Origin of the sequence: Streptomyces sp. NPDC004435 (genome assembly GCF_042873895.1) — a bacterium.
GTDB lineage: Bacteria > Actinomycetota > Actinomycetes > Streptomycetales > Streptomycetaceae > Streptomyces.
Genome location: NZ_JBIAMB010000024.1, coordinates 26,975 through 52,933, shown reverse-complemented (window position 1 = coordinate 52,933; position 25,959 = coordinate 26,975). Strand labels below are relative to the sequence as shown.

At 74.4% G+C, this 25,959-nt stretch carries 22 protein-coding genes and 2 tRNA genes; 17 read left to right on the top strand and 7 right to left on the bottom strand.

Annotated elements, in window-relative coordinates:
- Positions 1 to 119: 119 nt before the first annotated feature.
- Entirely contained in the window at positions 120 to 2,348 is a 2,229-nt protein-coding gene (locus tag ACFYT9_RS33190) for a hypothetical protein (RefSeq protein ID WP_389169584.1), read from the bottom strand.
- Between the two features lie 139 nt (positions 2,349 to 2,487).
- Between ACFYT9_RS33190 and argH the strand changes: the two genes are divergently transcribed.
- From argH to ACFYT9_RS33175, 3 genes are all read left to right on the top strand, one after another.
- The gene (gene argH, locus ACFYT9_RS33185; RefSeq protein WP_389169581.1) at positions 2,488 to 3,918 is read left to right on the top strand and encodes an argininosuccinate lyase; all 1,431 of its coding nucleotides are present in this window, start codon (positions 2,488 to 2,490) and stop codon (positions 3,916 to 3,918) included.
- A gap of 325 nt (positions 3,919 to 4,243) precedes the next feature.
- Positions 4,244 to 4,795 carry a TetR/AcrR family transcriptional regulator gene (locus tag ACFYT9_RS33180; RefSeq protein WP_376605975.1) on the top strand — a complete coding sequence of 184 codons (552 nt, stop codon included), beginning with the start codon at positions 4,244 to 4,246 and terminating at the stop codon, positions 4,793 to 4,795.
- Positions 4,792 to 6,336, top strand: a complete 1,545-nt coding sequence (locus tag ACFYT9_RS33175) for an MFS transporter (RefSeq protein WP_389169578.1) — start codon at positions 4,792 to 4,794, stop codon at positions 6,334 to 6,336. Before ACFYT9_RS33180 ends, ACFYT9_RS33175 begins: the two co-directional genes overlap by 4 nt.
- Before the next feature lie 73 nt (positions 6,337 to 6,409).
- On the opposite strand, the gene ACFYT9_RS33170 is transcribed toward ACFYT9_RS33175, so the two are convergent.
- Positions 6,410 to 7,084 carry a lysophospholipid acyltransferase family protein gene (locus ACFYT9_RS33170; RefSeq protein WP_376603134.1) on the bottom strand — a complete coding sequence of 225 codons (675 nt, stop codon included), beginning with the start codon at positions 7,082 to 7,084 and terminating at the stop codon, positions 6,410 to 6,412.
- 224 nt (positions 7,085 to 7,308) lie between these two features.
- On the opposite strand from ACFYT9_RS33170, the gene ACFYT9_RS33165 reads away from it, so the two are divergent.
- From ACFYT9_RS33165 to ACFYT9_RS33155, 3 genes are all read left to right on the top strand, one after another.
- The gene (locus tag ACFYT9_RS33165; RefSeq protein WP_389169575.1) at positions 7,309 to 8,496 is read left to right on the top strand and encodes a glycerophosphodiester phosphodiesterase; all 1,188 of its coding nucleotides are present in this window, start codon (positions 7,309 to 7,311) and stop codon (positions 8,494 to 8,496) included.
- A gap of 106 nt (positions 8,497 to 8,602) precedes the next feature.
- Entirely contained in the window at positions 8,603 to 9,145 is a 543-nt protein-coding gene (locus tag ACFYT9_RS33160; protein ID WP_376603132.1) for a sigma-70 family RNA polymerase sigma factor, read from the top strand.
- Positions 9,146 to 9,170: 25 nt separating this feature from the next.
- Positions 9,171 to 9,650 (top strand): GNAT family N-acetyltransferase, encoded by a 480-nt coding sequence (locus ACFYT9_RS33155; RefSeq protein WP_389169572.1) that lies wholly within the window; start codon positions 9,171 to 9,173, stop codon positions 9,648 to 9,650.
- A 6-nt stretch (positions 9,651 to 9,656) separates the two neighbouring features.
- Here ACFYT9_RS33155 and ACFYT9_RS33150 read toward each other — a convergent pair whose 3' ends face one another.
- Both ACFYT9_RS33150 and ACFYT9_RS33145 read right to left on the bottom strand, forming a co-directional pair.
- Entirely contained in the window at positions 9,657 to 10,082 is a 426-nt protein-coding gene (locus ACFYT9_RS33150) for a hypothetical protein (RefSeq protein ID WP_376603130.1), read from the bottom strand.
- 2 nt (positions 10,083 to 10,084) lie between these two features.
- Complete coding sequence (locus tag ACFYT9_RS33145; RefSeq protein WP_389169568.1) at positions 10,085 to 10,447, bottom strand: hypothetical protein; 363 nt, start codon at positions 10,445 to 10,447, stop codon at positions 10,085 to 10,087.
- A gap of 555 nt (positions 10,448 to 11,002) precedes the next feature.
- On the opposite strand from ACFYT9_RS33145, the gene ACFYT9_RS33140 reads away from it, so the two are divergent.
- The 8 genes from ACFYT9_RS33140 to ACFYT9_RS33105 all read left to right on the top strand — a co-directional run bounded on the left by ACFYT9_RS33140 (position 11,003) and on the right by ACFYT9_RS33105 (position 22,328).
- Positions 11,003 to 12,073 carry a methionine ABC transporter ATP-binding protein gene (locus ACFYT9_RS33140; protein WP_387280367.1) on the top strand — a complete coding sequence of 357 codons (1,071 nt, stop codon included), beginning with the start codon at positions 11,003 to 11,005 and terminating at the stop codon, positions 12,071 to 12,073.
- Entirely contained in the window at positions 12,070 to 12,738 is a 669-nt protein-coding gene (locus ACFYT9_RS33135) for a methionine ABC transporter permease (protein WP_376603127.1), read from the top strand. The genes ACFYT9_RS33140 and ACFYT9_RS33135 overlap by 4 nt, the downstream gene beginning before the upstream one ends.
- Positions 12,739 to 12,816: 78 nt before the next feature.
- Complete coding sequence (locus ACFYT9_RS33130; RefSeq protein WP_376603126.1) at positions 12,817 to 13,671, top strand: MetQ/NlpA family ABC transporter substrate-binding protein; 855 nt, start codon at positions 12,817 to 12,819, stop codon at positions 13,669 to 13,671.
- Positions 13,672 to 13,836: 165 nt separating this feature from the next.
- Positions 13,837 to 14,472: a GNAT family N-acetyltransferase gene (locus ACFYT9_RS33125; protein ID WP_376606136.1), complete on the top strand. Its 636-nt coding sequence runs from the start codon at positions 13,837 to 13,839 to the stop codon at positions 14,470 to 14,472.
- A gap of 73 nt (positions 14,473 to 14,545) precedes the next feature.
- Positions 14,546 to 15,769 (top strand): precorrin-6y C5,15-methyltransferase (decarboxylating) subunit CbiE, encoded by a 1,224-nt coding sequence (gene cbiE, locus ACFYT9_RS33120; protein ID WP_389169563.1) that lies wholly within the window; start codon positions 14,546 to 14,548, stop codon positions 15,767 to 15,769.
- 313 nt (positions 15,770 to 16,082) lie between these two features.
- Complete coding sequence (gene cobT, locus ACFYT9_RS33115; RefSeq protein ID WP_389169559.1) at positions 16,083 to 19,766, top strand: nicotinate-nucleotide--dimethylbenzimidazole phosphoribosyltransferase; 3,684 nt, start codon at positions 16,083 to 16,085, stop codon at positions 19,764 to 19,766.
- 411 nt (positions 19,767 to 20,177) lie between these two features.
- Entirely contained in the window at positions 20,178 to 21,419 is a 1,242-nt protein-coding gene (gene cobA / locus ACFYT9_RS33110) for a uroporphyrinogen-III C-methyltransferase (protein WP_389169556.1), read from the top strand.
- Positions 21,420 to 21,509: 90 nt separating this feature from the next.
- Positions 21,510 to 22,328, top strand: coding sequence for a TrmH family RNA methyltransferase (locus tag ACFYT9_RS33105; RefSeq protein ID WP_389169553.1), 819 nt, complete (start codon positions 21,510 to 21,512; stop codon positions 22,326 to 22,328).
- Positions 22,329 to 22,331: 3 nt separating this feature from the next.
- Here the strand turns inward: ACFYT9_RS33105 and ACFYT9_RS33100 are convergent, their stop codons facing one another.
- A complete protein-coding gene (locus ACFYT9_RS33100; RefSeq protein WP_376604834.1) occupies positions 22,332 to 23,504 on the bottom strand; it encodes a serine/threonine-protein kinase in 1,173 nt (390 codons plus the stop codon).
- A gap of 507 nt (positions 23,505 to 24,011) precedes the next feature.
- On the opposite strand from ACFYT9_RS33100, the gene ACFYT9_RS33095 reads away from it, so the two are divergent.
- From ACFYT9_RS33095 to ACFYT9_RS33085, 3 genes are all read left to right on the top strand, one after another.
- A complete protein-coding gene (locus ACFYT9_RS33095) occupies positions 24,012 to 24,179 on the top strand; it encodes a hypothetical protein (RefSeq protein ID WP_031005464.1) in 168 nt (55 codons plus the stop codon).
- Between the two features lie 163 nt (positions 24,180 to 24,342).
- Positions 24,343 to 25,329: a phosphotransferase gene (locus tag ACFYT9_RS33090; RefSeq protein ID WP_389169549.1), complete on the top strand. Its 987-nt coding sequence runs from the start codon at positions 24,343 to 24,345 to the stop codon at positions 25,327 to 25,329.
- Between the two features lie 46 nt (positions 25,330 to 25,375).
- Positions 25,376 to 25,648, top strand: a complete 273-nt coding sequence (locus tag ACFYT9_RS33085; protein ID WP_389169546.1) for a zf-TFIIB domain-containing protein — start codon at positions 25,376 to 25,378, stop codon at positions 25,646 to 25,648.
- Positions 25,649 to 25,761: 113 nt separating this feature from the next.
- Here ACFYT9_RS33085 and ACFYT9_RS33080 read toward each other — a convergent pair.
- Positions 25,762 to 25,833: transfer RNA gene (locus ACFYT9_RS33080), tRNA-Val, on the bottom strand.
- A gap of 27 nt (positions 25,834 to 25,860) precedes the next feature.
- Positions 25,861 to 25,935 (bottom strand) — tRNA-Val (locus ACFYT9_RS33075).
- Positions 25,936 to 25,959 lie beyond the last annotated feature (24 nt).

Below are 25,959 nucleotides of genomic sequence, written 5' to 3'. Positions count from 1 at the left end.
GCCCCAGCCGCCGTACCGCCGCACGCCGCGACTCCGCCTCGTTCCTCATGCGCGGAGGCCAGACCTCGTGGTCCCGTACCCACCCGGGGATTTCCCGGGCGGGCCGGCCGACGGCGCTCCTACCGCTCGGCCCACCAGGCGGCGATCCGCTCGGCGTTCGCCTCGGCGAGGACCTGGATCTCCTCCGCGTGCGGTCCCCTGACGGCCCTGCCGCTCCACGCCGTCCGCAGGGCCTCGTCGCGCGCGATCGCGCGCACCCCCGGGTGGGGGTCGTCCAGCAGGCGCAGGGCGTTGAGCAGGGACTCGGGGGAGCGACGGCCTCTGAGGATCTCCATGGCGAGCACCCGCAGCGCGGGCGCCTCACCGGGGGCCGCGCAGGCGATCAGCCGCTCCGTGGAGGCGTCCCGGGCGGCGCTCCCGAGGGCCTCGCGTGCCGCCCGGACCATCTCGGGCGCGGGGTCGGCGAGGTGCGGCAGGGCCTCGTCCCAGCCGATGTCGTGGCGGCGCGAGAGCAGGACCAGGGCCCGCGCCCGCACGCGCGCGTGCCGGTGCGTCAGCAGCCCGCGCAGGGCTCCGGGGTCGTCCCGCAGGGCGCGCAGCACGACCGCGCCGACGCGGGGATCGGGATCGTCGGCGTACGGCGGCAGCTCCCCGTCCTCCACGGCGCCGAGCAGCCGCAGTCCGCCCAGCGCCCGGGCCCGTACGGCGCCGTCGGCATGCCGGGCGAGGGCGTGGAGCAGGGGTACGTCCTCCGGGTGGCGCTCCTGCGCGAGGGCGCTGACGGCCGGGGCCGTGAGGGTGGCGGGGTCGGCGCAGAGGGCGCGGAGCCGGGCGCGCGGATCGCCCCCGGCCTCCCGCAGGCCGTCGCGGGCGAGCCCGCGCACCCAGGGGGAGGGGTCCGCCAGCCAGGCCACGAGCCCGTCACCCCGGCGGCCCGCCCGCAGCCACGCCACGGCCATGCCCCGGACGACACCGTCGGAGGCGCCCGACAGGCGCGCCATGGCGGCCTCGACGTCCTCGGCAGCGGCGGCGGCCGCGGCGGCCTCCACGGCCGTGCCCGACGGCGGCACGAGCGCGCCCCCGGGTGCCGCGCCCGACCGCGGCGGCGCGAGCCCGGCCCCGGCGGCCGAGGCCACCGGCCGGTCCGGGGCGGCTCCGACGGTGGAGGGCGACGGACCGTCGAGCGCGGTCCCGGTGCACACGCACGGCGACGCGTCGACCCCGGTCCCGGCCGGCGTCCATGTCGACGCCGGCACCCGCACCGACGCCCCGGCCCCGGTCGGCACCGGCCCCCCGGGCGCCGCCGACGCGGCCCCCGGCACCGGCGCGTCGGCCGATATCGGCCCCCCGGCCGGCGGCGTGGGCGGGACCGGGGCCGGCGGGGCGCCCTCCTCGGCCCACCGCGCCAGCACGCGCGCGGCGTGGTGTCGGACGTGCCGGTCGCGGTGGCCGAGGGCGAGCCCGGCCAGGTCGTCGGCGGTGAGCAGGCCCGTGTCCACGGCGTACCGGAGCGCGAGGCCCCGCACCTCGGGGCCTTCTCCGACGGCGAGGAACGCGAGGAGCCGCCTTCGCGCGGCGTGGTCCCGGCGGTCGCCGAGCGCGGCGCGGAGCCCGTGGAGCCGCTCGCTCGGGTCGCGGGCCGTCAGGGCGATCTCGTACAGCGCGTCCTCGTCCAGTGCCCCGGACTCCGCGCCGGCCCGTATCCCGGCCTTCCGGTCCCGGCAGTCGTCCCAGCCCCCGCTCGCGCGCAGTTCCCGCACCGCGTCCGCCGGGACGCCGCCGATCCGGTCGATCACCGCGTCCCGCCCCCAGCGGCCGTGGTGCCGTACGCCGACGCGCAGGGCGAGCGCAGCGAGCGGCGGCACCATGTCGTCGTCCGTGAAGGCGAGGGCCCGGGCGAAGAGCGCTCGGGCGCGCTGCCGTACCGGCTCGTCGCCGTCGGCGCACCGCAGCAGGAGCAGCGGCAGCGGCGCCGCCGTGCCGGCCTCGTCCAGTGCCGCCGCCCGGACCCGCGGATCGGCGTGGCACAGGCACAGGGCGAGCTCGGAGGCGCGGAGCGGTCGCTGCCAGGACGGGCCGGCGCCCCCCTCGGCCTCCTCGTCCCAGTAGGGCGCGGTGTCCCAGTCCGCGACCTCGCGGTGGTCGAACCGGTGGCCGCCGAGCGGGAACGTAACGGAGGAGCGCCGGCCGGCCACGCGGTTGAGGGTCCCGTCGAAGACGTCGAAGTCGAGCCGCACCCAGTCCTCGGCGCGGCCCGCACCCACCGCGGAGGCCGTGTCCTTCCCGTGCAGGAGGCGTTCTCCCGCGCGAAGGTGGTGCGTGGGAGCCGGCAGCCGGTCGCTCGTCATGCGGCGGACTGTATCCCCTGGCCCTCACCCCGACCTGGGGTTATCGTCCGCCCCGGGCGCCGATTGACGAATCATGCAGAGTTCTGCATACTCATGCATCAGTAAGGGTTTCGGTCATCGAGGCGAGGAGCAACCAGAAGTGAGCAGCAACAACGGTGACGTCCGGCTCTGGGGCGGCCGCTTCGCCGACGGTCCTGCCGAGGCCCTCGCGAAGCTCTCCGCCTCGGTCCACTTCGACTGGCGTCTCGCGCCCTACGACATCGCCGGATCCCGGGCCCACGCGCGCGTGCTCCACAAGGCGGGGCTGCTCACCGAGGACGAGCTGACCCGGATGCTGGCCGGTCTCGACCTGCTGGAGGCCGACGTCGCCGACGGCTCCTTCGTCGGCACCGTCGCCGACGAGGACGTCCACACCGCCCTGGAGCGCGGCCTCCTGGAGCGCCTCGGCGCCGAGCTCGGCGGCAAGCTGCGGGCCGGCCGGTCCCGCAACGACCAGGTCGCCACCCTCTTCAGGATGTACCTCCGGGACCACGCCCGGATCATCGGCGGGCTCGTCGCCGACCTCCAGGACGCGCTCGTCGGCCTCGCCGAGGCGCACCCGGACGTCGCCATGCCCGGCCGGACCCACCTCCAGCACGCCCAGCCGGTGCTCTTCGCCCACCACGTGCTCGCCCACGCCCAGTCCCTCTCCCGGGACGCCGAGCGGCTGCGCCAGTGGGACACCCGCACGGCGGTCTCCCCGTACGGCTCCGGGGCCCTCGCCGGCTCCTCCCTCGGGCTCGACCCGGAGGCGGTCGCCAAGGACCTCGGCTTCGAGCGCGGCTCGGTCGGCAACTCGATCGACGGCACGGCCTCCCGCGACTTCGTCGCCGAGTTCGCCTTCATCACCGCGATGATCGGCGTCAACCTCTCCCGGATCGCCGAGGAGATCATCATCTGGAACACGAAGGAGTTCTCCTTCATCACCCTCCACGACGCCTTCTCCACGGGCTCGTCGATCATGCCGCAGAAGAAGAACCCGGACATCGCCGAGCTCGCCCGGGGCAAGTCCGGCCGCCTCATCGGCAACCTGTCCGGCCTGATGGCGACCCTCAAGGCGCTGCCGCTCGCCTACAACCGCGACCTCCAGGAGGACAAGGAGCCGGTCTTCGACTCCTGCGACCAGCTGGAGGTCCTGCTCCCCGCCTTCACCGGCATGATGGCCACGCTCACCGTCAACCGCGAGCGCATGGAGGAGCTGGCCCCGGCCGGCTTCTCCCTCGCCACCGACATCGCCGAGTGGCTGGTCAAGCAGGGCGTCCCCTTCCGTGTCGCCCACGAGGTCGCCGGCGAGTGCGTGAAGGTCGCCGAGTCCGAGGGCAAGGAACTGGACGAGCTGACGGACGAGCAGTTCGCCAAGATCTCCGAGCACCTCACCCCCGAGGTCCGCACGGTCCTCGACGTCGCCGGCGCCCTCGCCTCCCGCGACGGCCGCGGCGGCACCGCCCCCTCCGCCGTCGCCGTCCAGCTGATCGAGGTCAAGGCCGACCTGGTCGTCCAGCACGCCTGGGCCACCGCCAAGCAGAAGTGACCGCCCGGCGGACGTGACCGCCCGGCGGAAGCCGCCGCTGAGCGGAAGCCGTCACCGGGCGGGAGCACCGCCGAGCGGAAACACCCGTCGAGAGAACGCAGCCGTCGAGGTTCGTCCGGAGCAGTCCGGCCGGCCCTCGACGGCTGTCGCGTTTCCCCGGCTGACGCGTACCCCTCACCCCTACGTCCGGATGCCGGCGATCCCCGAGGCCGGCCACCGGACAAGCACCGCCCGGCAGCGGACCAAGGGCTGCCCGGCACCACCGCGGTGAGACGCCACCCCTTCGGGTGAGACAATCATGTCTCATGTGGTGTATGTTCGTCTCATGTCAGTCGACCGCACCCAGGTGCTCCGCACCGCCGCCGCCCTGCTCTCCCGCAAGGCGACCGCCACCATGGACGAGGTCGCCCGGGCCGCGGGTATCGGCCGGGCGACCCTGCACCGGCACTTCGCCGGGCGGGACGCGCTCGTGCGGGCGCTGGAGGAGATGTGCATCGAGGAGGCCGAGGCCGCCCTCGACGCGGCCCGGATCGAGGAGGGGCCCGCCGACGAGGCGGTCCGCCGCCTCGTCACCGCCTCGCAGCCCGCCGCCCCGCTGCTCGCCTTCCTCGTCACCGAGAACCAGCTCTTCGAGGGCGACGGGCAGAACGAGGGCTGGTCCCGGCTCGACGCCCGGCTCAACGACCTCTTCCGGCGCGGCCAGGAAGAAGGCACCTTCCGGATCGACCTGACCCCCGCCTGGCTGTGCGAGGCCTTCTACGGGCTGATCGGCTCGGGAGCCTGGGCCGTCGCCGACGGGCGGGTCGCCGCCAACGACTTTTCTTACATGATCGCCGAGCTGCTGCTCGGCGGAGCGCGCAGGAGCGTGGAGAAGTGACCACCGAAACCGTTCAGCACGAGAGCCATATCGAGGGCGTGCGCCGTCCCGGCCGGTGGCTCGCCCTCGCCGCGCTCGTCCTGGCCGTGCTGCTCGTGGCCGTGGACGCCACCGTGCTCGGCCTGGCGACGCCGTTCCTCTCCGAGGACCTGAAGCCCTCCGGCACCCAGTTGCTGTGGATCGGCGACGTCTACTCCTTCGTCATCGCCGGCCTGCTGGTCTCCATGGGCAGCCTCGGCGACCGCATCGGCCGCAAGAAGCTGCTCCTCGTCGGCGCCGTCGCCTTCGGTGCCGTCTCGGTCCTGAACGCCTACGCGACCAGCCCCGAGATGATGATCGCGGCCCGCGCCCTGCTCGGTGTCGCCGGCGCGACCCTGATGCCGTCCACCCTGGCCCTGATCCGGAACCTCTTCCACGACCCGCGCGAGCGGAGCCTCGCCATCGGCATCTGGGGTGCCATGGCCTCGGCCGGTGCCGCCGTCGGCCCGGTCGTCGGAGGTTTCCTCCTGGAGCACTTCTGGTGGGGCTCGGTCTTCCTCATCAACCTGCCCGTGATGGCCGTCCTGGTCGTCATCGGCGTCAAGCTCATCCCCGAGTCGAAGAACCCGAACCCGGGCCCGTGGGACCTGCCCAGCGTCGCCCTCTCGCTCGTCGGCATGATCGGCGTCGTCTACGCCGTCAAGGAACTGGCCTCGCACGGCCTCACCCTCGACGTGGCCGCCGCCACCCTCGTCGGCGCCGGTGGCCCCACCTGGTTCGTCCGCCGTCAGCTCACCCTGCCGGCCCCGCTCCTGGACATGCGCCTCTTCCGCAACCGCGGCTTCTCCGGCGCCGTCCTCGCCGACCTGCTGACCATCCTCGGCCTCGCCGGCCTGGTGTTCTTCCTGTCCCAGTTCTTCCAGCTGGTCCAGGGCCGCGCCCCGCTGGAGGCCGGACTCGCCGAACTGCCGGCCGCCATCGGATCGGTGACCGCCGGTCTGCTCGCCGGCCGGTTCGCCCGCCGGTTCTCGGTCCGCACGGCCGTCGCCGGCGGTCTCGCCGCCATCGGTCTCGCCCTCGCGGTCCTGACCGTCATCGGCCGGTCCACCGGCTACCCGCTGCTCGGCGCGAGCCTGCTCGTCGTCGGCGTCGGCGCCGGACTCGCCTTCACCGTCACCGCCGACGTGATCCTCTCCAGCGTGCCCAAGGAGCAGGCCGGATCCGCGTCCGCCGTCTCCGAGACGGCGTACGAGCTCGGCGCCGCGCTCGGCATCGCCGTACTCGGCTCCATCGTGACCGGCGTCTACCGGGGCTTCACCACCCCGGCCGGCGTCCCGTCCGACGTCGCCGCGGCCGCCCACGACTCGCTCGGCGGCGCCGTCGAGGCGTCCGGCGCCCTCGACCCCGCCCGCGCGCAGGCGCTGGTGACGGCGGCCCAGGACGCCTTCGTCGACGGCCTGCGGATCGCCGCGGGCGTCGGCGCGGCCGTCCTCCTCGCGACCGCCGTGGCCGCCTGGTTCCTCCTCAGGGACCAGAAGCTCGCCGACCACGTCGAGCACTGATCACCGACCCCACGCACGAGGGCGCCCCCGGAACGACTCCGGGGGCGCCCTCACGCGTACGACCGGGCGGGCCCTACGCGGCTTCCTTCGCCTTCGTGGCGTACATGTCCACGTACTCCTGGCCCGACAGCCGCATGACCTCCGCCATCACCGAGTCCGTCACCGCCCGCAGCACGTAGCGGTCGCGGTCCATGCCCTCGTACCGGGAGAACTCCAGCGGCTCGCCGAAGCGGACCGTCACCTGCGCCGGGCGCGGGAAGCCCGCCCCGCTCGGCTGTGCCTTGTCCGTGCCGATCACCGCGAACGGCACCACGGGCGCGCCGGTCATCAGCGTCAGCCGGGCCACGCCGGTACGGCCCCGGTAGAGCCGGCCGTCGGGGGAGCGGGTGCCCTCCGGGTAGATCGAGAAGATCCTCCCCTCCTCCAGCACCCGGCGGCCCGTCATCAGCGCCGCGACACCGCCCCGGCCGCCGTCCCGGTCCACCGGGATCATGCCGACGCTGGTGAAGAACCAGGCCATCAGCCGGCCCTTGAGCCCCTTGCCCTTCACGTACTCGTCCTTGCCGATGAAGTAGACCGGACGGTCCAGGCAGATCGGCATGATCATCGAGTCGATGAAGGTGAGGTGGTTGCCCGCGAGGATCACCGGCCCGGTCCCGGGGACGTTCTCGGCTCCCTCGACACGGGGGCGGAACATCAGGCGCAGGACCGGACCGAGAGTGGCCTTCACGATCGCGAGACGGGACAACGGTTCCTCCGGTGTCGGGCGGGCGGCTCCGGGGGAGCCGACGGTGCAGCACGCGACGATACTCGCGGGTCACGGCCGTGCGCACATCGGGTTCACCGAACGGATACACGGTGTTGACACGTGTTTCCGCCATGTTCGGCCCAGGTCTGCCGCCCGTAGGGGATCACTGCCTAGCGTCGGACCCACCCGTTGACAGGTGCGGGACATCACACAGGAGGACCTCCATGACCCAGGGCGCACCCCGGACCCCGGCCCGCCGCACGGTAATCGGAGCGGCCGGCGCCGCCGCGTTCGGCGCCACCGCCGGCCTCGCCTCCGGCGCGGGCACCGCCCGGGCCGCCGACACCGCGGGACCGCGGGACCGGGGCACCGGCCGGGGCCACGGGCGCGGCTACCGCTCGCTCCCCGTCCCGACCGTCATCGCCCACCGCGGCGCCAGCGGCTACCGCCCCGAGCACACCCTCGGCTCCTACGCCCATGCCCTGGACCTCGGCGCCCACGTCATCGAGCAGGACCTCGTCCCCACCAAGGACGGACACCTGGTCTGCCGCCACGAGAACGACATCACCGGCACCACCGATGTCGCCGACCACCCCGAGTTCGCCTCCCGCAGGACCACCAAGTCCGTCGACGGCGTCTCGTACACCGGCTGGTTCACCGAGGACTTCACCCTCGCCGAGCTGAAGACCCTCCGGGCGAAGGAGCGCATCCCCGGCACCCGCCAGGAGAACACCCTGTACGACGGCCGCTGGACCGTCCCCACCTTCGAGGAGGTCCTGCGCTGGGCCGACGAGGAGGGCCGCCGCCGGGGCCGCGAGATCTGGCTCCACGTCGAGACCAAGCACCCCTCGTACTTCCGCTCGATCGGTCTCGGCCTGGAGGAGCGCCTGGCGAAGCTGCTCCGCCGCTACGGCCGCCACCGCGCGCACTCCGCCGTCTTCCTCCAGTCCTTCGAGCCCAGCAGCGTCCAGCGCCTGTCGAAGCTGGTCGACTCCCCGCTCGTCGTCCTCCTCTCCGGCGCGGCCACCCGCCCCTGGGACTTCGTCGAGGCCGGCGACCCGCGCACCGTCGCCGACCTCGTCACCCCCGCCGGACTCCGCTGGATCGCCTCGTACGCCCAGGGCATCGGCCCCACCCTCGACCTGGTCATCCCCAAGGACGCCGGCGGCCGGCTCGGCACCCCGACCACCCTGGTGCGCGACGCCCACGCGCAGGGCCTGATCCTCCACCCGTACACCCAGCGCAACGAGAACACCTTCCTGCCCGCCGACTTCCGCAGGGGCACCGACCCGGCCGCCTACGGCGACGCCTTCGGCGCGCTGAAGCGGTACTTCGGGACCGGTATCGACGGCGTCTTCTCCGACAACCCCGACACCGCCCTGCTCGCCGCGGCGGACTTCCGCGACCGCTGACCCGGGCACCCGGACGACCGGGCCACCCGGCCGGCGCCGTACGCCGACCGGGTGGTTCACCGGCCGGAGCGCAACCGCGCCCCCGCGCCGCCGCATCGTGGCGGGCATGACCTCCCCGGAAACCCTCCTCGCCACCCTCACCCCGCTGCTCGCCGCCGAGTCCCGGGCCGAGGCCGCCGCCGCCGGGATCGACCCCGCCGACCTCGAACAGGCCGTCTGGCTGAGGCTCCTGGAACGGCTCCGCGCCGACGACGCCCCCGAACGGCCCGCCGACTGGCTCCGCCGGGCCGTCCGCGCCGAGGCCCGCCGCGCCCGCCGCACCAGCGGCCGCGAACGCCCGTACCACGAGGAGACCCCGCACGGCCCGGAGCCCGATCACGGCTCCCCGGAAGGCTCCGCCCTCACCGCCGAACGCCGCCGCACCCTCCGCGCCGCCGTCACCCGGACCCCCGGCCGCTGCCCCCGCCTCCTGAACGCGATGCTCGACCCCGCGGACCCCACCTACCGCGAAATCGCAGGAACGTTGGGTATCTCACAAGGCAGTCTGGGGCCGATGCGTTCCCGTTGCCTGGGATGCCTGCGCAGAATGCTCGCGGCAGAGGTTCCCGCGTCCGGCCGAAGGGGAAGGGTGCGGGGTACCGATCGGTGACCAGATGAGCGGGAGGCATGCGCACATGGGCCTGAGTGTGACCATCTCGGTGGCGGACGCGCGCGACGCGGAGCAGATCCTGAAGCTGCAGTACCTCTGCTACCAGAGCGAGGCCGAGCTCTACGGCGACTGGTCCATCGAGCCGCTCACCCAGTCGCTCGACGCCGTCCGCGCCGAACTCGCGGAGGGGTACGGCCTGGTGGCCCGGCTCGGCGACGAGGTCGTCGCCTCCGTCCGCGCCCGCACCGACGAGGACGGCACCGCGCACATCGCCAAGCTCATCGTCCACCCGCGCATGCGCCGCCACGGAATAGGCGGCCGGCTCCTCGACGCCATCGAGCGCCACCCGGCCGGGAAGGACGCGGCCCCCAAGCGCTTCCAGCTCTTCACCGGCCACCGCAGCGAGGGCAACCTCCGCCTCTACCGCGCCAAGGGCTACGCCCAGGTCGGCTCCCGGGAGGTCGGCCCCCGGCTCACCCTCGTCACCCTGGAGAAGGCCGCCTGACGGTCCTCAGGCGGTACGCGACCGCCGCAGCCACCAGATGCCGCTCAGCGGCAGCAGCACCGGGATGAAGACGTAGCCGTAGCCGAACTCCGACCACACCGTGGAGTCCGGGAAGGCCGACGGCTCGACGAGCGTCCACGTCCCCACCACCAGCACGCCCACGAGCTCGGCGGCGCAGCACACCAGCGCCGCCCTGCGGGCCGTCTCCCCGCCGCGCACCAGCGTGTACGTGATGAAGACGTAGACGACCGCCGCGACCGCCGAGAGCGTGTACGCCAACGGCGCCTCGTCGAACTTGGCGCTGATCTCGTACACCGAGCGCGAGGCCGCGCCCACCGACATCACGCCGTACAGCCACAGCAGCAGCATGCCCGGGCCCCTGACGAGCCGGGTCCTCGCACCCGTCCCCGTCCGCTCCGTCGTCCCCGCCATGATCAGCCCACCGTCCAGATGTCGAAGAGGCGCACTTCGAGCACGGCGAGCACGACCGCGCCCGCCGCCACCGTCGCCGAGCCCCAGCGGGTCCGCTCGGCCAGCGACATGAAGCCGGCGATCGGCACCGCGCACAGTGCGCCGAGCAGATAGGCGACGAAGATCGTCGTCCCCTCCTCGGCCTTCTCGCCGCGGACCAGCTGCACGATCCCGACGACCAGCTGGACCAGCACCAGGAAGGTCACCACGGCCATGCCGATGAAGTGCCAGTCCTTGGTCGGCTGGTCCCGGAAGGCGGCGAAGCCGCACCAGGCGGCGAGGGCGAGCGCGGCCACCGAAACCGCGATCGTGAGGGCGTCAAGCATGCGCCCGAGGGTATTACGGCCCGATAGGCCCGATGCGCTCGCCCCCACCGCGCCCCGCCCGCTCCCCCGCGTGACGCCGTGGCCTTGGCCACATTCACCCCCGCCCGACCCTCCTTCCGTGCCCCCTCCGCCACCCCCTCCGCCCCAGGCGGCACGGGGCGGAGGGGGGCTCCGCGCCGTCCGCCAGGCGTCTCAGCCGCGTCCGGAATGCGGACACCGGACTTCCGTTCGCTACTGCGCATGCTTTACTTGCAGCCATGACCACGACGAGCAGCCGCATCCTTGCGACCGAGGCGAACACGACGCCCGGTGCTCGTTGTATGTGTCGAATGTGCGCCTTCTGAGGGCCCCCGCCTGAGCCTCGCGCCCCGAAGCGAGACCCCGACGGCCGAGCCGTTCCGCCCGCCCACCGGCGCCGGACCGTGCCTGCCCCGCGCACACCGCCACCCCGGCCACCCGCCGGAGCGGCCTCCCGTGCGCCTGACTGTCCGAATGACGAATGCCCCGTGCACGGCGGACCCACGCGTCGCGCACTCGACAGTGACGGAAACCCCTGTGATCACCACTTCGGGCCTGACCAAGGTCTACGAGTCACGCGGCCGCCAGGTCACCGCCCTGGACGGCGTCGACCTCCACGTCCGCGAGGGCGAGGTCTTCGGCGTGATCGGCCAGAGCGGCGCCGGCAAGTCCTCGCTGATCCGCTGCGTCAACCTCCTGGAGCGCCCCACCTCCGGCACGGTGACCGTCGACGGCGTCGACCTCACCGCCCTCGCCGGCAAGGGCCGCCGCGCCGGCAAGGACCTGCGCAGGGCCCGCAGCCGCATCGGCATGGTCTTCCAGCACTTCAACCTGCTGTCCTCCCGCACGGTCAAGGACAACATCGAGCTCCCCCTGGAGATCCTGGGCGTCCCGGCCGCCGACCGCTCCCGCCGCGCCCTCGAACTCCTCGACCTCGTCGGCCTCGCCGACAAGGCCAGGAACTACCCCGGCCAGCTCTCCGGCGGCCAGAAGCAGCGCGTCGGCATCGCCCGCGCCCTCGCCGGCGAGCCCAAGGTCCTCCTCTCCGACGAGGCCACCAGCGCCCTCGACCCGGAGACCACCCGCTCCATCCTCCAGCTCCTGCGCGACCTCAACCGGCAGCTCGGCCTCACCGTCCTGCTCATCACGCACGAGATGGACGTCGTCAAGACCATCTGCGACTCCGCCGCCCTCATGCAGAAGGGCCGGATCGTCGAGTCCGGCACCGTGAGCGAACTCCTGGCCACCCCCGGCTCCCAGCTGGCCGCCGAGCTGTTCCCCGTCAGCGGACAGGCCGCCGGACCCGACCGCACGGTCGTCGACGTCACCTTCCACGGCGAGGCCGCCACCCAGCCCGTGATCTCGCAGCTCTCCCGCACGTACAACATCGACATCTCCATCCTCGGAGCCGCGATGGACACCGTCGGCGGGAAGCAGATCGGCCGCATGCGGATCGAACTGCCCGGACGGTACGAGGAGAACGTCGTCCCGGTCGGCTTCCTGCGCGAGCAGGGCCTCCAGGTCGAACGCGTCGAAGACCCGCGGGACGAGACCGCGCCCGCGGTGCCCGCCCAGCAGCACGTGCTCGTGAAGGAGAGTGCCAAGTGACCTGGGAAGAGATGCGCCCCCTGCTCGAACAGGGCACGGTCGACACCCTCTACATGGTCCTCTGGGCCACCGTCGTCACCATCGTCGGCGGCCTCCCGCTCGGCATCCTCCTCGTCCTCACCGACAAGGGCGGACTGCTCCAGAACCGGCCCCTGAACAAGGTCGTCGGTGCGATCGTGAACATCGGCCGCTCGCTGCCGTTCATCATCCTGCTGATCGCCCTGATCCCCTTCACGACCTTCGTCGTCGGCACCTTCATCGGCCCCACCGCCATGATCGTGCCGCTCGCCATCGGAGCCATCCCCTTCTTCGCGCGCCTCGTCGAGACCGCGATCCGCGAGGTCGACCACGGCCTCGTCGAAGCCGTCCAGTCCATGGGCGGCGGCATCCCGACCATCGTCCGCAAGGTGCTGCTCCCGCAGGCCCTGCCCTCGCTGGTCGCCGCCGTCACCACCACCGTCATCGTGCTCATCGGCTACTCCGCGATGGCCGGCGCGGTCGGCGGCGAGGGACTCGGATCCAAGGCCGTCACCTACGGATACCAGCGCTTCGACACCACCTTCATGCTCGTCACCGTCGTCGTCCTGGTCGCGATCGTCACGATCGTCCAGCTCGTCGGAGACGGCGTCGTACGGCTCCTCGCCCGCCGGGGCCGCACCGCCTGACGGCACCTCAGACCTTCACCCCAGAGCCCGGACTTGTTGTCCAGGCGTCCACCGCTCCACATGAAAGAGGCACTCTTCGTGCGTAAGAACATCAAGCTCGCCGCCGGCTTCGCGTCCGTCACCGCCCTCGCCCTCGGCCTGTCCGCCTGCGGCACCGCCTCGGACCCGGCCTCCGCCAAGGACGGCGCGGCCTCCGCCGACAAGCCGCTCGTCGTTGCCGCGTCCCCGACGCCGCACGCCGACATCCTCAACTTCGTCAAGGACAACCTGGCCGCCAAGGAGGGCCTGAAGCTGGAGGTGAAGGAGTTCACCGACTACGTCCTGCCGAACACCGCCACCCAGTCCGGCCAGGTCGACGCCAACTTCTTCCAGCACAAGCCGTACCTCGACGACTTCAACAAGAAGAACAAGACCACCATCGTCCCCGTGGTGAACGTCCACCTGGAGCCGCTCGGCCTCTACTCCAAGAGCCTGAAGTCGGTGAAGGACATCAAGGCCGGCCAGACCGTCGCCGTCCCCAACGACACCACCAACGAGGGCCGCGCGCTCCACCTCCTCGCCGAGAACGGCCTCATCACCCTCAAGGACGGCGTCGGCACCGACGCCAAGCTCTCCGACATCACCGACAAGAAGGGCCTGGAGTTCAAGGAGCTGGAGGCCGCCACCGTGCCCCGCGCCCTGAACGACGTCGACGCCGCCGTCATCAACGGCAACTACGCGATCGAGGCCGACCTCTCCCCGTCGAAGGACGCCCTGGTCCTGGAGAAGGCCGAGGGCAACCCGTACGCCAACTTCCTCGCCGTCAAGGAGGGCAACGAGAAGGACGCCCGCGTGGAGAAGCTCGCGAAGCTCCTCAACTCGCCCGAGGTGAAGAAGTACATCGAGGACACCTACAAGGGCTCCGTCATCCCCGCCTTCGGCGCCGCCAAGTAAGGCCACCGGTACAGTCCTTGAGCGGAAGGCCCCGCCCGCCCCGTCCGGCGCGCGGGGCCTTCCGCACGCCGGCCCCGCGTCCGACCCGGCCATGCGCGCCCGCCGCCCCATGCTGCATGCTGTGCGTTCACGGTCTCAACGGACGGTCTCGGTACGGAGCTGCGCATGACTACCACCTTTCCGGACATCTCCATCAGCACGGACCGGCTGGTGCTGCGCGCGCTCGAAGAGGCCGACGTCCCCGCCTTCGTCGAGATGATGAACGACGAACTCGTCACCGCCTGGACCACCGTCCCGCACCCCTACACCCGCGCCCACGCGGAGGACTGGATCCGCAGGGCCGCCCCGGCCGAGCGGACCGAGGGCCGAGGCATCGTCCTCGCCGTCACCGAGTTCCTCACCCAGCGGCTCGTCGGCACCGTCCACCTCCACGACACCGACTGGCGCGTCCGGTCCACCGACGTCGCCTACGTCACCGCTCCCTGGGCCCGCGGCGAGGGATACGCCACCGAGTCCGTCCTCGCCGCCGCCCAGTGGCTCTTCCGCGACCGCGGCTTCGAACGCCTCCAGCTGCGCACCGCCGCCGACAACACCGCCTCCCAGCAGGTCGCCCAGAAGATCGGCTGCATCAGCGAGGGCGTCCTGCGCAACGCCTGGATAGCGCGCAGCCTCACCGAGAGCGGCGAGTGGACCGACATCCGCACCGACCTCATCGTCTGGAGCCTCCTCCCCGAGGACCTCGACGGCGTCGCCGACCAGCTGGCCGACGCCGGATACTCCTCGTACACGGACTGGAGCTGAGCTCCGCGGCCACCCGCCCGGGGTACGCTCGGCACGCCCCCGACCTGCGACGACACAACAGGAGACAGAAGCGATGGCCGACCGGGTCACGGTGATCGGCTGGGACGGCTCGCCCCTCACCGAGGCGGCCCGGTCCGCGCTCTCGGCCGCCACCCTGGTGGCCGGCGCCGCCCACCACCTGGCGCTCCCCGAAGTGCCCCCCGGGGCCGAGCGCGTCCGGCTCGGCAGCGTCGGCCTCGCCGCCCGCCGCATCGCCGGCCACCGCGGCACCGCCGTCGTCCTCGCCGACGGCGACCCCGGCTTCTTCGGCGTCGTCCGTACCCTGCGCGCCCCCGAGCACGGCCTGGAGGTCGAGGTCGTCCCCGCCGTCTCCTCGGTCGCCGCCGCCTTCGCCCGGGCCGGCATGCCCTGGGACGACGCCCACGTCGTCGTCGCCCACCAGCGCACCCTCCGCCGCGCCGTCAACGTCTGCCGCGCCCACTCCAAGGTCGCCGTCCTCACCTCCCCGGGCGCGGGCCCCGCCGAGCTCGCCCTCCTCCTCGACGGCGTCCACCGCACCTTCGTCGTGTGCGAGGAGCTCGGCACCACCCGCGAACAGGTCTCCGTCCTCACCTCCGACAAGGCCGCCGACCACACCTGGCGGGACCCCAATGTCGTCCTCGTCATCGGAGGCGCCGGCGGCACCGGCGCCTCCGCCGCCCCCTGGCTGATGGGCCACGACCCGGCCGCCGGATCCGTCCGGGGCTGGGCGGAGCAGAGCGGTGAGTACGACTCCGACGGGCATCCCGACATCGCCCAGGACCCCACGCTGCGCGCCGTCCAGCTCGCCCGCCTCGGCCCCCGCACCGGCGACCTAGTCTGGGACGTCGGCAGCTCCGGCGGGGCCTTCGCCGTCGAGGCCGCCCGGTTCGGCGCCGCCGTGATCGCGATCGACGTGAACCCCGCCGCGCGCACCGTCACCGAGGCCGCCGCCCGCCGCCACGGAGTCCTCCTCCAGACCGTGACCGGCCGCGCTCCCCTCGTCCTGGAGAGCCTCCCCGAACCCGACGTCGTACGGATCGGCGCCGGCGGCGTCCCCGTCGTCACCGCCTGCGCCGACCGCCGCCCCGAACGGATCGCCGCCCACGCCACCACCCGCGACGAGGCCGAGGCGATCGGCTCCGCCCTCACCGCCGGCGGCTACGCCGTCGAGACCGTGCTCCTGCAGACCGTCGGCCTCGATCCCGCCGACTGGACCGAGCGCGAACGCTCCGTCGTCTTCCTGCTCACCGGCCGTAGGACCACCGGCGCCCCGTGACCCGTCTGTCCGCCCGGGCAGGTAGGCTGGCCGATTGTTGTACCGCACGGGGACGTTCGGCGTGTTGTTCGCCAATGTCCTGAAACGACGACCGTCTTGACCTGTTCTCGACGGTCACCGATGTGCGGGACATCGGGGGGACCGCGCGACGTGGCGCAGTCCACAGCGCACCGTGGCGGATCCGCCTGCCACGATGGCCGCGGGCCGCGACAATGCTTGGGTGTCGGCGCGCCTCCGTGCCGCGCGGCGCACGCGCTCGTTCTCGTTGACGGGCGCAGCTCTGAACGAACACAACGATGGGCGAGGGGTACGCATGACGGACACCGGCCAGGTCCCGGGCGAGGGACTGCCGGAGAACGCAGGCATGGTCGAGCAGCCGGGCATCCCCGCTCCGGGCGCGTACACCTTCCTGGACCCCTCCGGCCCGCTCCCCGGCCAGCTTCCCGAGGACGACGACATGCTCCTGATGCCAGGCGCCCAGGGCGCCTGGAGCGAGCAGGCCCCGGGCGCCGTGCCCGCGCCGCCGGTCGCCGTCCCCGCCCCGCCCGCCGCCTTGGGCCAGGGTGTCCCCGAAGGCATGGACCAGGGGGCCGTGCCGCAGGCCGCCCCGCTGGGCGACCCGCTCACCGACCCGCTGCCGGACCCCCTCACCGGCCCGCTCCCGGACGGTCTCGTCCTCGCCGACCAGCTGACCGCCCCGCCCGCGCCGCCGCAGGGCGTGCCGCTCGTCCCGCAGCCCCCGCTGGGCACCCCGGCGCACGGCGTTCCCGTCGCCCCGCAGGAGCCCGTCGCCACCGCCCACGGCTACGAGCCCGGCATCCTCGACACCGGCGCCCACGAGGCGGCCGGCCGCGACTCCGGCTCCGTCGACCTCGGCGGCGTCCGCGTGCCGCCGCCGGCCGCGCCGTCCCGCCGTCCGCTCCACATGGGCCCGCCGGTCCCGGACGCGGCCACCGGCGGCGTCGTCCGCTCGCTCGCCGACCGCGGCCCGGCCGCCCCGGCCGCGCAGCCGGTCCCGGCGCCCGCCCCCGAGCCCCTGGTCGCCACCGCCCCCGCGCCCGTGCCCGTGCGCAACCCCGGGCCGCCCACCACCGGCCCCGAGTACTTCGAGATCGCGCAGGACCAGCAGACGGCCCCGCAGGGTGCCGAGCCGTGGGCCGCGCAGCCGCAGGAGCCCCTGGCGCCCGCCGAGGTCCCCGCAGAAACGGTCGTCCCGCAGAGCGGCGGCTTCGTGCAGGTCGAGGGCTCGGTCCCGACCGCCGCCCAGCCGGCCCCGACGCCCACCCCGGCCGCGGGGACCCCGGTCGTCGAGCCGGAGCCCGTCGAGGCCGGTCCCGCCGCCACCCCGGCCCCCGAGGTCGTCGTCCCCGCCCCGCGCGAGGGCGAGCCCGCCGCCGAGGCGGCGCCGGCGCCCGAGCCCGTACCCGCCGAGGACCCGGCCCCGGAGACGGTCGTCCCCGCCGAGGTCCCGGAAGCCGTCGTCCCCGCCGAGGACCCGGCCCCGGTGGTGGCAGCGCCCGACGAGCCTTCCCCGCCCGTGGCCGAGCAGTCGGCCGAGCCCTCGCAGCCGGAGGCCCCGGTCGAGGCCGAGCCCCAGGCGGTGGCCGAGGCCCAGGAGCCGGTGGCCGAGGCCCCGGAGCCCGCCGCGCCCGCCGACGTACCGGCCGAGCCGGCTCCGGAACCGGAGACGGCCGCGCAGCCCGAGGCGGAGGCTCCGGCGGCCCAGTCCCCGGCGGCCGAGCCGGTCGTCGAGCCGCAGTCCGTCGAGCCGCAGTCCGTCGCCGAGCCCGAGGCCCCCGCCGCGGAGCAGCCCGCCGCGCCCGTCCCGGCCGAGGAGCCGCAGCCGCCCGCCGAGGAGCCGGTCGCGGTGGAGGAGCCGGTCGCTGTCGCCGTGACCGCCGAGGAGCAGGCCCCCGAGCAGCCCGTCGCGCCCACGGATGCCCCGGCCACGGATGCCCCGGCCACGGATGCCCCGGCCACGGATGCCCCGGCCGCCGAGACCCCGGCCGAGCCCGCCGCCGCGCCGGTAGCGGCCGAGGACGCAGCCGAGCCCGTCGCGACGGAGCCCGTAGCCGCGGAGCCCGTCCCCGCTGACGCCGACCCCGTCCCCGCCGATGCCGTCGCCGACCCCGTCCCCCTCCCCGCCGAGGCGTTCGCCGACGCCTCCGCCGAGGAGCCCGCCGAGGCCCCCGTCGTCGCCGTGGCGGAGGAGATCCCGGTCGTCGCCGAGGAGCCGGACGAGGAGACCGCGGACTCCGAGCCCCGCCCCGCCGCGGCCGGCTACGACGACGCCGAGCGCGAGGCCGTCCTCCGCGTGATGCGCGAGCGCCGTGACATCCGCAACGGCTTCCGCTCCGACCCCATCCCGCACGAGGTGCTGCTGCGCGTCCTGGAGGCCGCCCACACGGCCCCCAGCGTCGGCCACTCGCAGCCCTGGGACTTCGTCGTCATCCGCTCCGCCGAGACCCGGCAGACCATGCACGAACTGGCCCAGCGCCAGCGCGAGGCGTACGCCAAGTCGCTGCCGAAGGCCCGGGCGAAGCAGTTCAAGGAACTGAAGATCGAGGCCATCCTCGACACCCCGGTCAACATCGTGGTGACCGCCGACCCCACCCGGGGCGGACGCCACACCCTCGGCCGCTACACGCAGCCGCAGATGGCCCCGTACTCCTCGGCCCTCGCCGTCGAGAACCTCTGGCTCGCCGCCCGCGCCGAGGGCCTCGGCGTCGGCTGGGTCAGCTTCTTCGACGAGCGCGAGATGGTCCGCGCCCTCGGTCTCCCCGACCACCTGGAGGTCGTCGCGTACCTCTGCGTCGGGTACGTCGACGAGTTCCCGGACGAGCCCGAGCTGATGCAGGCCGGCTGGTCCCGGCGCCGCCCGCTCGCCTGGGTCGTCCACGAGGAGACGTACGGCCGCCGCGCCCTGCCCGGCGAGGAGCCGCACGACCTGCTCCAGGAGACCGTCGCCTCCATCCGCCCGCTGGACGCCAAGGCGCTCGGCGAGGCGTGGGAGCGGCAGAAGCGGATGACCAAGCCGGCCGGCGCGCTCGGCATGCTGGAGATCATCTCCGCGCAGCTCTGCGGCCTCTCCCGGGTCTGCCCGCCGCCGATCCCGGAGCCCGCCGCCGTCGCGATCTTCGCCGGCGACCACGGCGTCCACGCCCAGGGCGTCACCCCCTGGCCGCAGGAGGTGACCGGCCAGATGGTGGCCAACTTCCTCGGCGGGGGAGCGGTCTGCAACGCCTTCGCCAACCAGGTCGGCGCCGAGGTCTGCGTCATCGACGTGGGCGTCGCCACCGAGCTGCCCGCCACCCCGGGGCTGCTGCCCCGCAAGGTGCGCGCCGGCACCGGCGACTTCACCACCGGCCTCGCGATGACCCACGAGGAGACGATCGCCGCCATCGAGGTCGGCATCGAGACCGCCCGCGACCTGGTCGCGGCCGGGAACAAGGCGCTCCTCACCGGCGAGATGGGCATCGCGAACACCACCGCGTCCGCCGCCCTGATCTCCGTCTTCACCGGCGTCGACCCGGCCGAGGTCACCGGCCGCGGCACCGGCATCAACGACGAGACCCACGCCCGCAAGGTCGACGTGGTCCGCCGCGCCCTCGACCTGCACAAGCCGGACCCGAAGGACCCGATCGGCGTCCTGTCGCGGATCGGCGGCCTGGAGCACGCGGCCCTCGTCGGCTTCATCCTGGGCGCCGCCTCGCTGCGCACCCCGGTGATCCTCGACGGCGTCTCCACCGGCGCGGCCGCCCTGGTCGCCCGCGCCATCGCCCCCGAGTCGCTGGCCGCCTGCATCGCGGGCCACCGCAGCGCCGAGCCCGGCCACGTGGCCGCGCTCAACAAGCTGGGCCTGCGCCCGCTGGTCGACCTCGACCTCCGCCTCGGCGAGGGCACCGGCGCCCTGCTGGCCCTCCCGCTGGTGCAGAGCGCGGCCCGCGCCATGCACGAGGTCGCGACCTTCGACTCCGCGGGCGTCACCGAGAAGTAGTCCGTACGGCCCCGGCGCCGCCTCCCCACGACGGGGGCGGCGGCACCGGGGCCGCGCCGTGCTTGCCCCCCGTCCCGGCACCGCGTCCGGCTCCCCCACCCCGCCCCGGGGGAACCCCTCAGGGACGAGGGTCACAGGGTGCCCCTGTCGTGTCACCGATATCGTGGTGACCGGGCCGTACGCCCGCCCACCAGCCGCTTCACCGCCGCAGCGGCCCTGGAGGGCCTGCCCGATCGTTCCCGTCGGGTCCGGCCCGCCCGGCACGCACGCCCGGTGCACGGCCGGGACGCCCCGGTAGCTCCGCTACGAAGGCGTCCCCGCCGCACCCCGGTCGCACGCGCCGAACAGCCCGGCCTGATCCGACGCGAACGGTCGGACAGGCCCCAGCACCGTCCGAGGAGCCGCCCGCACATGGCCCAGCACGTCGAGCCCGCCGCGCACCCCGCCTATCCCGTCGGCCTCCGCCTCGCCGGCCGGCGCGTCGTCGTCCTCGGCGGCGGCACGGTCGCCCAGCGCCGCCTGCCCGCCCTCATCGCCGCCGGCGCCGACATCACCCTGATCTCCCCGTCCGCGACCCCCTCCGTGGAGGCCATGGCCGAGACCGGCGAGATCACCTGGGTCCGCCGCCGGTACGAGGACGGCGACCTGACCGACGCCTGGTACGCGCTCGTCGCCACCACCGACCCGGCCGCCAACGCCGCCGCCTCCGCCGAGGCCGAGCGCGCCCGCGTCTGGTGCGTCCGCTCCGACGACGCCGAGGCCGCCACCGCCTGGACCCCGGCCACCGGCCGCGGCGACGGCGTCACCGTCGCCGTCCTCACCGGCCACGACCCGCGCCGCTCGGCCGCCGTCCGGGACGCGATCCTGGAGGGCCTGCGCGACGGCTCCCTCGCCGCCCCCGCCCGGCGCGCCCGCACCCCCTTCGTCGCCCTCGTCGGCGGCGGCCCCGGCGACCCGGACCTCATCACCGTCCGAGGCCGCCGGCTGCTCGCCGAGGCCGACGTCGTCATCGCCGACCGGCTCGGCCCCCGCGACCTCCTGGACGAGCTCCCGCCGCACGTCGAGGTGATCGACGCGGCGAAGATCCCGTACGGCCGCTTCATGGCCCAGGAGGCCATCAACAACGCGCTGATCGAGCACGCCAAGGCCGGGAAGTCGGTGGTCCGCCTCAAGGGCGGCGACCCGTTCGTCTTCGGCCGGGGCATGGAGGAGGCCCAGGCGCTCGCCGCCGAGGGCATCGCCTGCACCGTCGTGCCCGGCATCTCCAGCTCCATCTCGGTCCCCGGCGCCGCCGGCATCCCCGTCACCCACCGCGGCGTCGCCCACGAGTTCACCGTGGTCAGCGGCCACGTCGGCCCCGACGACCCGCGCTCGCTCGTCGACTGGGCCTCGCTGGCCAAGCTGACCGGCACCCTGGTGATCCTCATGGGCGTCGACAAGATAGGGAAGATCGCCGAGGCGCTCGTCGCCCACGGGAAGGCTCCCGACACCCCGCTCGCCCTCGTCCAGGAGGGCACCACCGCGGCCCAGCGCCGGGTGGACGCCACCCTCGCCACCGTCGCCGAGATCGTGAAGGCCGAGGAGGTCCGCCCGCCGGCCGTCATCGTCATCGGCCCCGTGGTGGCGGAGGGACCCGGCAAGCTCACCCACTGACACCCACCGAAGGAGCGCGGTGACGGGCGGCGGCGACCGCCGCCCGTCCCACGCATTGGCACCACACCCCGGACAAGGCAGTATCACCCCGTGGCCGAACTCATCACGATCACCGACCCCGACGACCCCCGCCTGAGCGACTACACCGGCCTGACCGACGTGGAGCTGCGCCGCCGCCGCGAACCCGCCGAGGGCCTCTTCATCGCCGAGGGCGAGAAGGTCATCCGCCGCGCCAAGCAGGCCGGTTACGAGATGCGGTCGATGCTGCTCTCCGCCAAGTGGGTCGACGTCATGCGCGACGTCATCGACGAGGTGCCCGCCCCGGTGTACGCGATCCAGCCCGACCTCGCCGAACGCGTCACCGGCTACCACGTGCACCGCGGCGCCCTCGCCTCCATGCAGCGCAAGCCGCTCCCGGAGGCCGCCGAACTCCTCGCCGGCGCCCGCCGGGTCGCAGTCATGGAGTCGGTCAACGACCACACCAACATCGGCGCGATCTTCCGCAGCGCCGCCGCCCTCGGCATGGACGCCGTGCTGCTCTCCCCGGACTGCGCCGACCCCCTCTACCGCCGCTCGGTGAAGGTCTCCATGGGCGCCGTCTTCTCCGTCCCGTACGCCCGCCTGGACACCTGGCCGCGCGGTCTCGAGGCGGTACGGGAGGCGGGCTTCAAGCTCCTCGCCCTCACTCCCGCGGAGAAGGCCACCTCCATGGACGAGGCCGCCCCGCACAAGCTCGACCGGGTCGCCCTGATGCTCGGCGCGGAGGGCGAGGGACTCTCCACCCAGGCGCTGCGCGCGGCCGACGAGTGGGTCCGCATCCCGATGGCCCACGGCGTCGACTCGCTCAACGTCGGCGCGGCGGCGGCCGTCGCCTTCTACGCGGTGACGGCGGGCCGCCCGGAGGCGTAGGGGTCAGCCCTGGAGCGCCTGGGCGGCGGCGATGCCCAGGGCCACCACCAGCGTCACCACCACGAAGACGACGAGCCGCTGGCGCAGCAGTCGCGGATTGGCCGGGCGACGGCCGGTGGACGTCGTCCGGTTCCCGGGGCGGGTGCCCGGCCGCGACTGCGGGTTGCGGGAGCCGCCGCCGGTACGGGCGGGCGCCGAGGGCCGCGAGGACGGCCCGGATCCGCGGCCCCGGGAGGCGGGGCGCTCGGGCTCCCGGCCCGGCGCGTCCCGCTCCGTGTACCGCTCGGTCGGCCGCAGCGTGCCGCGCTCCTCCATCCGCTCGCGCGGGGCCGGTGGCCGGGCGGCCGGGAGCCCCTGCGCCTCGCGGGCGGCGATCTCCTTCAGCCGCATCGACAGCTGGAGCGTGCTGGGCCGGTCCTCCGGGTCCTTCGCCAGACAGGCCCGGATCAGCGGCGCGAGCGCGTCCGGCACGCCCTGGAGCTGCGCCTCCTCGTGCACCACGCGGTAGAGCATCACCTCGGAACTCCCGTGCCCGAAGGGGGAGTCGCCCATCGAGGCGTACGCGAGGGTGGCGCCGAGCGAGAAGACGTCGGTCGCCGGGGTGACGGCGGCGCCCCGCACCTGCTCGGGCGCGAGGAAGCCCGGCGATCCCACGGCGGTCCCGACGTGGGTGAGGGTGCTCGCCCCGGTGGCCCAGGCGATCCCGAAGTCGATGATGCGGGGACCCTTGGGGGAGAGCAGGATGTTCGACGGCTTCAGGTCGCGGTGCACGACCCCGGCCTCGTGGACGGCGACCAGGCCCTCGGAGAGCGCGGCGCCGATCGACGCCACGTCGGCGGCCCGCAGCGGACCCTCCTCGGCGACCCGGTCGTGCAGCGAGGGGCCGGGCACGTACTGGGTGGCGAACCAGGGCCGCTCGGCGTCCAGATCGGCGGCGACCAGCCGGGCGGTGCAGCCGCCCCTGATCCGCCGGGCCGCCGACACCTCGCGGGCGAACCGCGACCGGAACTCCTGGTCCTCGGCCAGATCGGGCCGGATCACCTTCAGGGCCACCCGCTGACCGCGCCGGTCGGAGCCGAGGTACACGACCCCCATCCCTCCGGCGCCCAGCCTGCGGTGGAGCCGGAACGCCCCGACGATCCGCGGGTCCTCGCGCCGGAGCCGCATCATCGCCATGTCCGTCCCCTCGTCCGTTCGACGTGGCACAGCTTACGTAGTGCCGCCCCCGGGCGCTCATAGGCCGCGCCCTCCCGCCGGCATCGATTGTCAGTGCTGAGGGCTACGACGGCCCCACCCCGCACCGAACCTCCCCCTCAACGCCCTTCCCCTCCTGCTCACTTGACGATCCCGTCCGGCAACTCCCGCCGCCCCGCGCCCGCCACCGGCCCGCCCCCGCACCCTTCTTCCCGCCCCGCCCTCCACCGCACGTGACCCATGTCACGGGGGGCGCCCCCTCAGGGAGGTCCCCCACCCGCGCGCCCCCGTCTCCACCCAGGGGAGTACTCCGGGAGGGGCGGCGTCATCCTCCCGTAGGCCAGCAAGCCGGTACGCGGGCATGACGCCCCGGCCGCCCCGGCTCCCTAATGTTGAGGTCATGCGGTGGGCGCGACTCTCGTCCCCCGAGGAATACGCGCCCACCGCACCGAAATCCATCGCAGCGACAGAGATCGACAGGAGAGGACCATGGCCTTCACGGCACACCGGTCGACCCCCCGCCCCGCGGGACGCCGTCACCCCCTGGTGGCCACCGCCATGGTCCTTCCTCTCGCGGCCCTGCTCGTGGTCGTCTTCGGCGGCTGGGAAGCGGTGGTCACACAGGCGTCGTCCGTGGGCGTGATGCTGGGGCGCTGAGCGGCGCCCCGGACCCGGGAGAGCGGCCCGGGTCGGGGACATCGGCCGACAGCCCCGTGGGGACGGGGGTGCGGCGGACGACAGCGCAGGGGCCGGTCGGCCGGGGAGCCGACCGGCCCCTCCGCGTGCCCGGCCCCTCCCGCGTGCCGCGTACGCTCGCCGGATGGACGCAGAGATCCCGCATCAGGGTCCCCGGCCTTCGGACGCCGACGTGCCGGGGGAGCTCGCCCGGATCGCCGGCGCCGCCGTGCATTCCGGCGCGGCCTGCCGGTGCGACCCCGGGGAGATACGGGTCCTGGCGGACCGGGAGGACGGGACCGTCGTACGCCACGGCGGCGTCGTCGCCAAGGCGCACGCGCCCGGCATCGACGACGGCCCGCACACGGCCCGACTCGCCCTCGCCGCCGACCCGGACCTCGGCCGGATACTCCTCCCGCCGGTGCCGGGCCCCCGCCGGGAGCGCGTGGCCGGCCGGCCGGTGACGGTCTGGCCGTACGGCCCGCCGGTCGACCCGGCGGATCCCGACGCCGCGCCCTGGGAGGAGGCCGCCCGCCTCCTCGCCCTGCTCCACCGCACCCCGCCGCCGGCCGGGCCCGCGGGACCGCTGCCCGCGATGCGCGCCCCGGAGAAGGCCGCCCTGGCCGTCGGCCGGATGCTCCGCACCGCCGGGCACCATCCGGCCACGGCCACCGTCCTCGCGGCCTGGCGGACCGTCACCGCCACACCGGTCGCCCCCGGAACGGGGGCCACGCGCGCGTACCTGTGCCACGGCGACTTCCATCTCGGCCAGCTCGTCCGGGACTTCCGCGGCGACTGGCTCCTCATCGACGTCGACGACGCCGGACTCGGCGACCCCGCCTGGGACCTGGCGCGCCCCGCCGCCTGGTTCGCGGCCGGCCTGCTCCCGGCCGGGGTGTGGTCGCGGTTCCTCGGCGCGTACGAGGCGGCCGGCGGCCCGGCCTGCGGCGCGGACCCGTGGGCGCGGCTCGACCGGCCGGCCAGGGCCCTGACGGTGCAGACCGCCGCGCTGGCGCTCGCCAAGTCCACGGCGGAGGGCCGCGAACTCGACGAGGTCGAGGGCGTGATGATCGACACCTGCGCCAGGATCGCGGACACCCGAACCGCCCCCGCCCCGGCCGCGTCCCCATAAAGTGAGGTCATCATTCGAACGGCAACGGCAGGGAGTTGAGCCGAGCATGCAGTGTCCCAAGTGTCACGCGGCGATGCACACGTACAACCGCAACGGCGTCCAGATCGAGCAGTGCAGCGGCTGCCGCGGGATCTTCCTGGACTACGGCGAGCTGGAGGCCCTGACCCGCCTGGAGTCCCAGTGGCAGGCCCCGCCCGCCCCGCCGGCCGCGTACCCGGCCCAGGCCGCCCCGGCCACTCCCGCCTGGGGTGCCCCGCACGGCGGCCACCACGGTCATCACCGCCCGCGCGGCTTCGGCCGGATGCTCTTCTCCTCCTGAGCCCCGCCTCCGCCCCGGATCCGTCCCGTACGGCTCCGGGGCCGGCGCATGCCCACCCACCCTCGCGCACGACGAAGCCCCCGGCCGTGATGGCCGGGGGCTTCGTCTTCCTGTGCGCGATACTGGGATTGAACCAGTGACCTCTTCCGTGTCAGGGAAGCGCTCTCCCGCTGAGCTAATCGCGCGGGACGCACCCGGGGGTGCGAGAGGCGTGGTGCGCGATACTGGGATTGAACCAGTGACCTCTTCCGTGTCAGGGAAGCGCTCTCCCGCTGAGCTAATCGCGCGGGACGCACCCGGGGGTGCGAGAG

Excerpts from the sequence above, each read along its gene's own strand:
- ACFYT9_RS33190 (WP_389169584.1), bottom strand. The coding sequence starts at position 2,348 with ATGACGAGCGACCGGCTGCCGGCTCCCACGCACCACCTTCGCGCGGGA.
- ACFYT9_RS33180 (WP_376605975.1), top strand. The coding sequence starts at position 4,244 with ATGTCAGTCGACCGCACCCAGGTGCTCCGCACCGCCGCCGCCCTGCTC.
- ACFYT9_RS33165 (WP_389169575.1), top strand. The coding sequence starts at position 7,309 with ATGACCCAGGGCGCACCCCGGACCCCGGCCCGCCGCACGGTAATCGGA.
- ACFYT9_RS33160 (WP_376603132.1), top strand. The coding sequence starts at position 8,603 with ATGACCTCCCCGGAAACCCTCCTCGCCACCCTCACCCCGCTGCTCGCC.
- ACFYT9_RS33155 (WP_389169572.1), top strand. The coding sequence starts at position 9,171 with ATGGGCCTGAGTGTGACCATCTCGGTGGCGGACGCGCGCGACGCGGAG.
- ACFYT9_RS33150 (WP_376603130.1), bottom strand. The coding sequence starts at position 10,082 with ATGGCGGGGACGACGGAGCGGACGGGGACGGGTGCGAGGACCCGGCTC.
- ACFYT9_RS33145 (WP_389169568.1), bottom strand. The coding sequence starts at position 10,447 with ATGCTTGACGCCCTCACGATCGCGGTTTCGGTGGCCGCGCTCGCCCTC.
- ACFYT9_RS33125 (WP_376606136.1), top strand. The coding sequence starts at position 13,837 with ATGACTACCACCTTTCCGGACATCTCCATCAGCACGGACCGGCTGGTG.
- cbiE (WP_389169563.1), top strand. The coding sequence starts at position 14,546 with ATGGCCGACCGGGTCACGGTGATCGGCTGGGACGGCTCGCCCCTCACC.
- cobT (WP_389169559.1), top strand. The coding sequence starts at position 16,083 with ATGACGGACACCGGCCAGGTCCCGGGCGAGGGACTGCCGGAGAACGCA.
- cobA (WP_389169556.1), top strand. The coding sequence starts at position 20,178 with ATGGCCCAGCACGTCGAGCCCGCCGCGCACCCCGCCTATCCCGTCGGC.
- ACFYT9_RS33100 (WP_376604834.1), bottom strand. The coding sequence starts at position 23,504 with ATGGCGATGATGCGGCTCCGGCGCGAGGACCCGCGGATCGTCGGGGCG.
- ACFYT9_RS33095 (WP_031005464.1), top strand. The coding sequence starts at position 24,012 with ATGGCCTTCACGGCACACCGGTCGACCCCCCGCCCCGCGGGACGCCGT.
- ACFYT9_RS33090 (WP_389169549.1), top strand. The coding sequence starts at position 24,343 with ATGGACGCAGAGATCCCGCATCAGGGTCCCCGGCCTTCGGACGCCGAC.
- ACFYT9_RS33085 (WP_389169546.1), top strand. The coding sequence starts at position 25,376 with ATGCAGTGTCCCAAGTGTCACGCGGCGATGCACACGTACAACCGCAAC.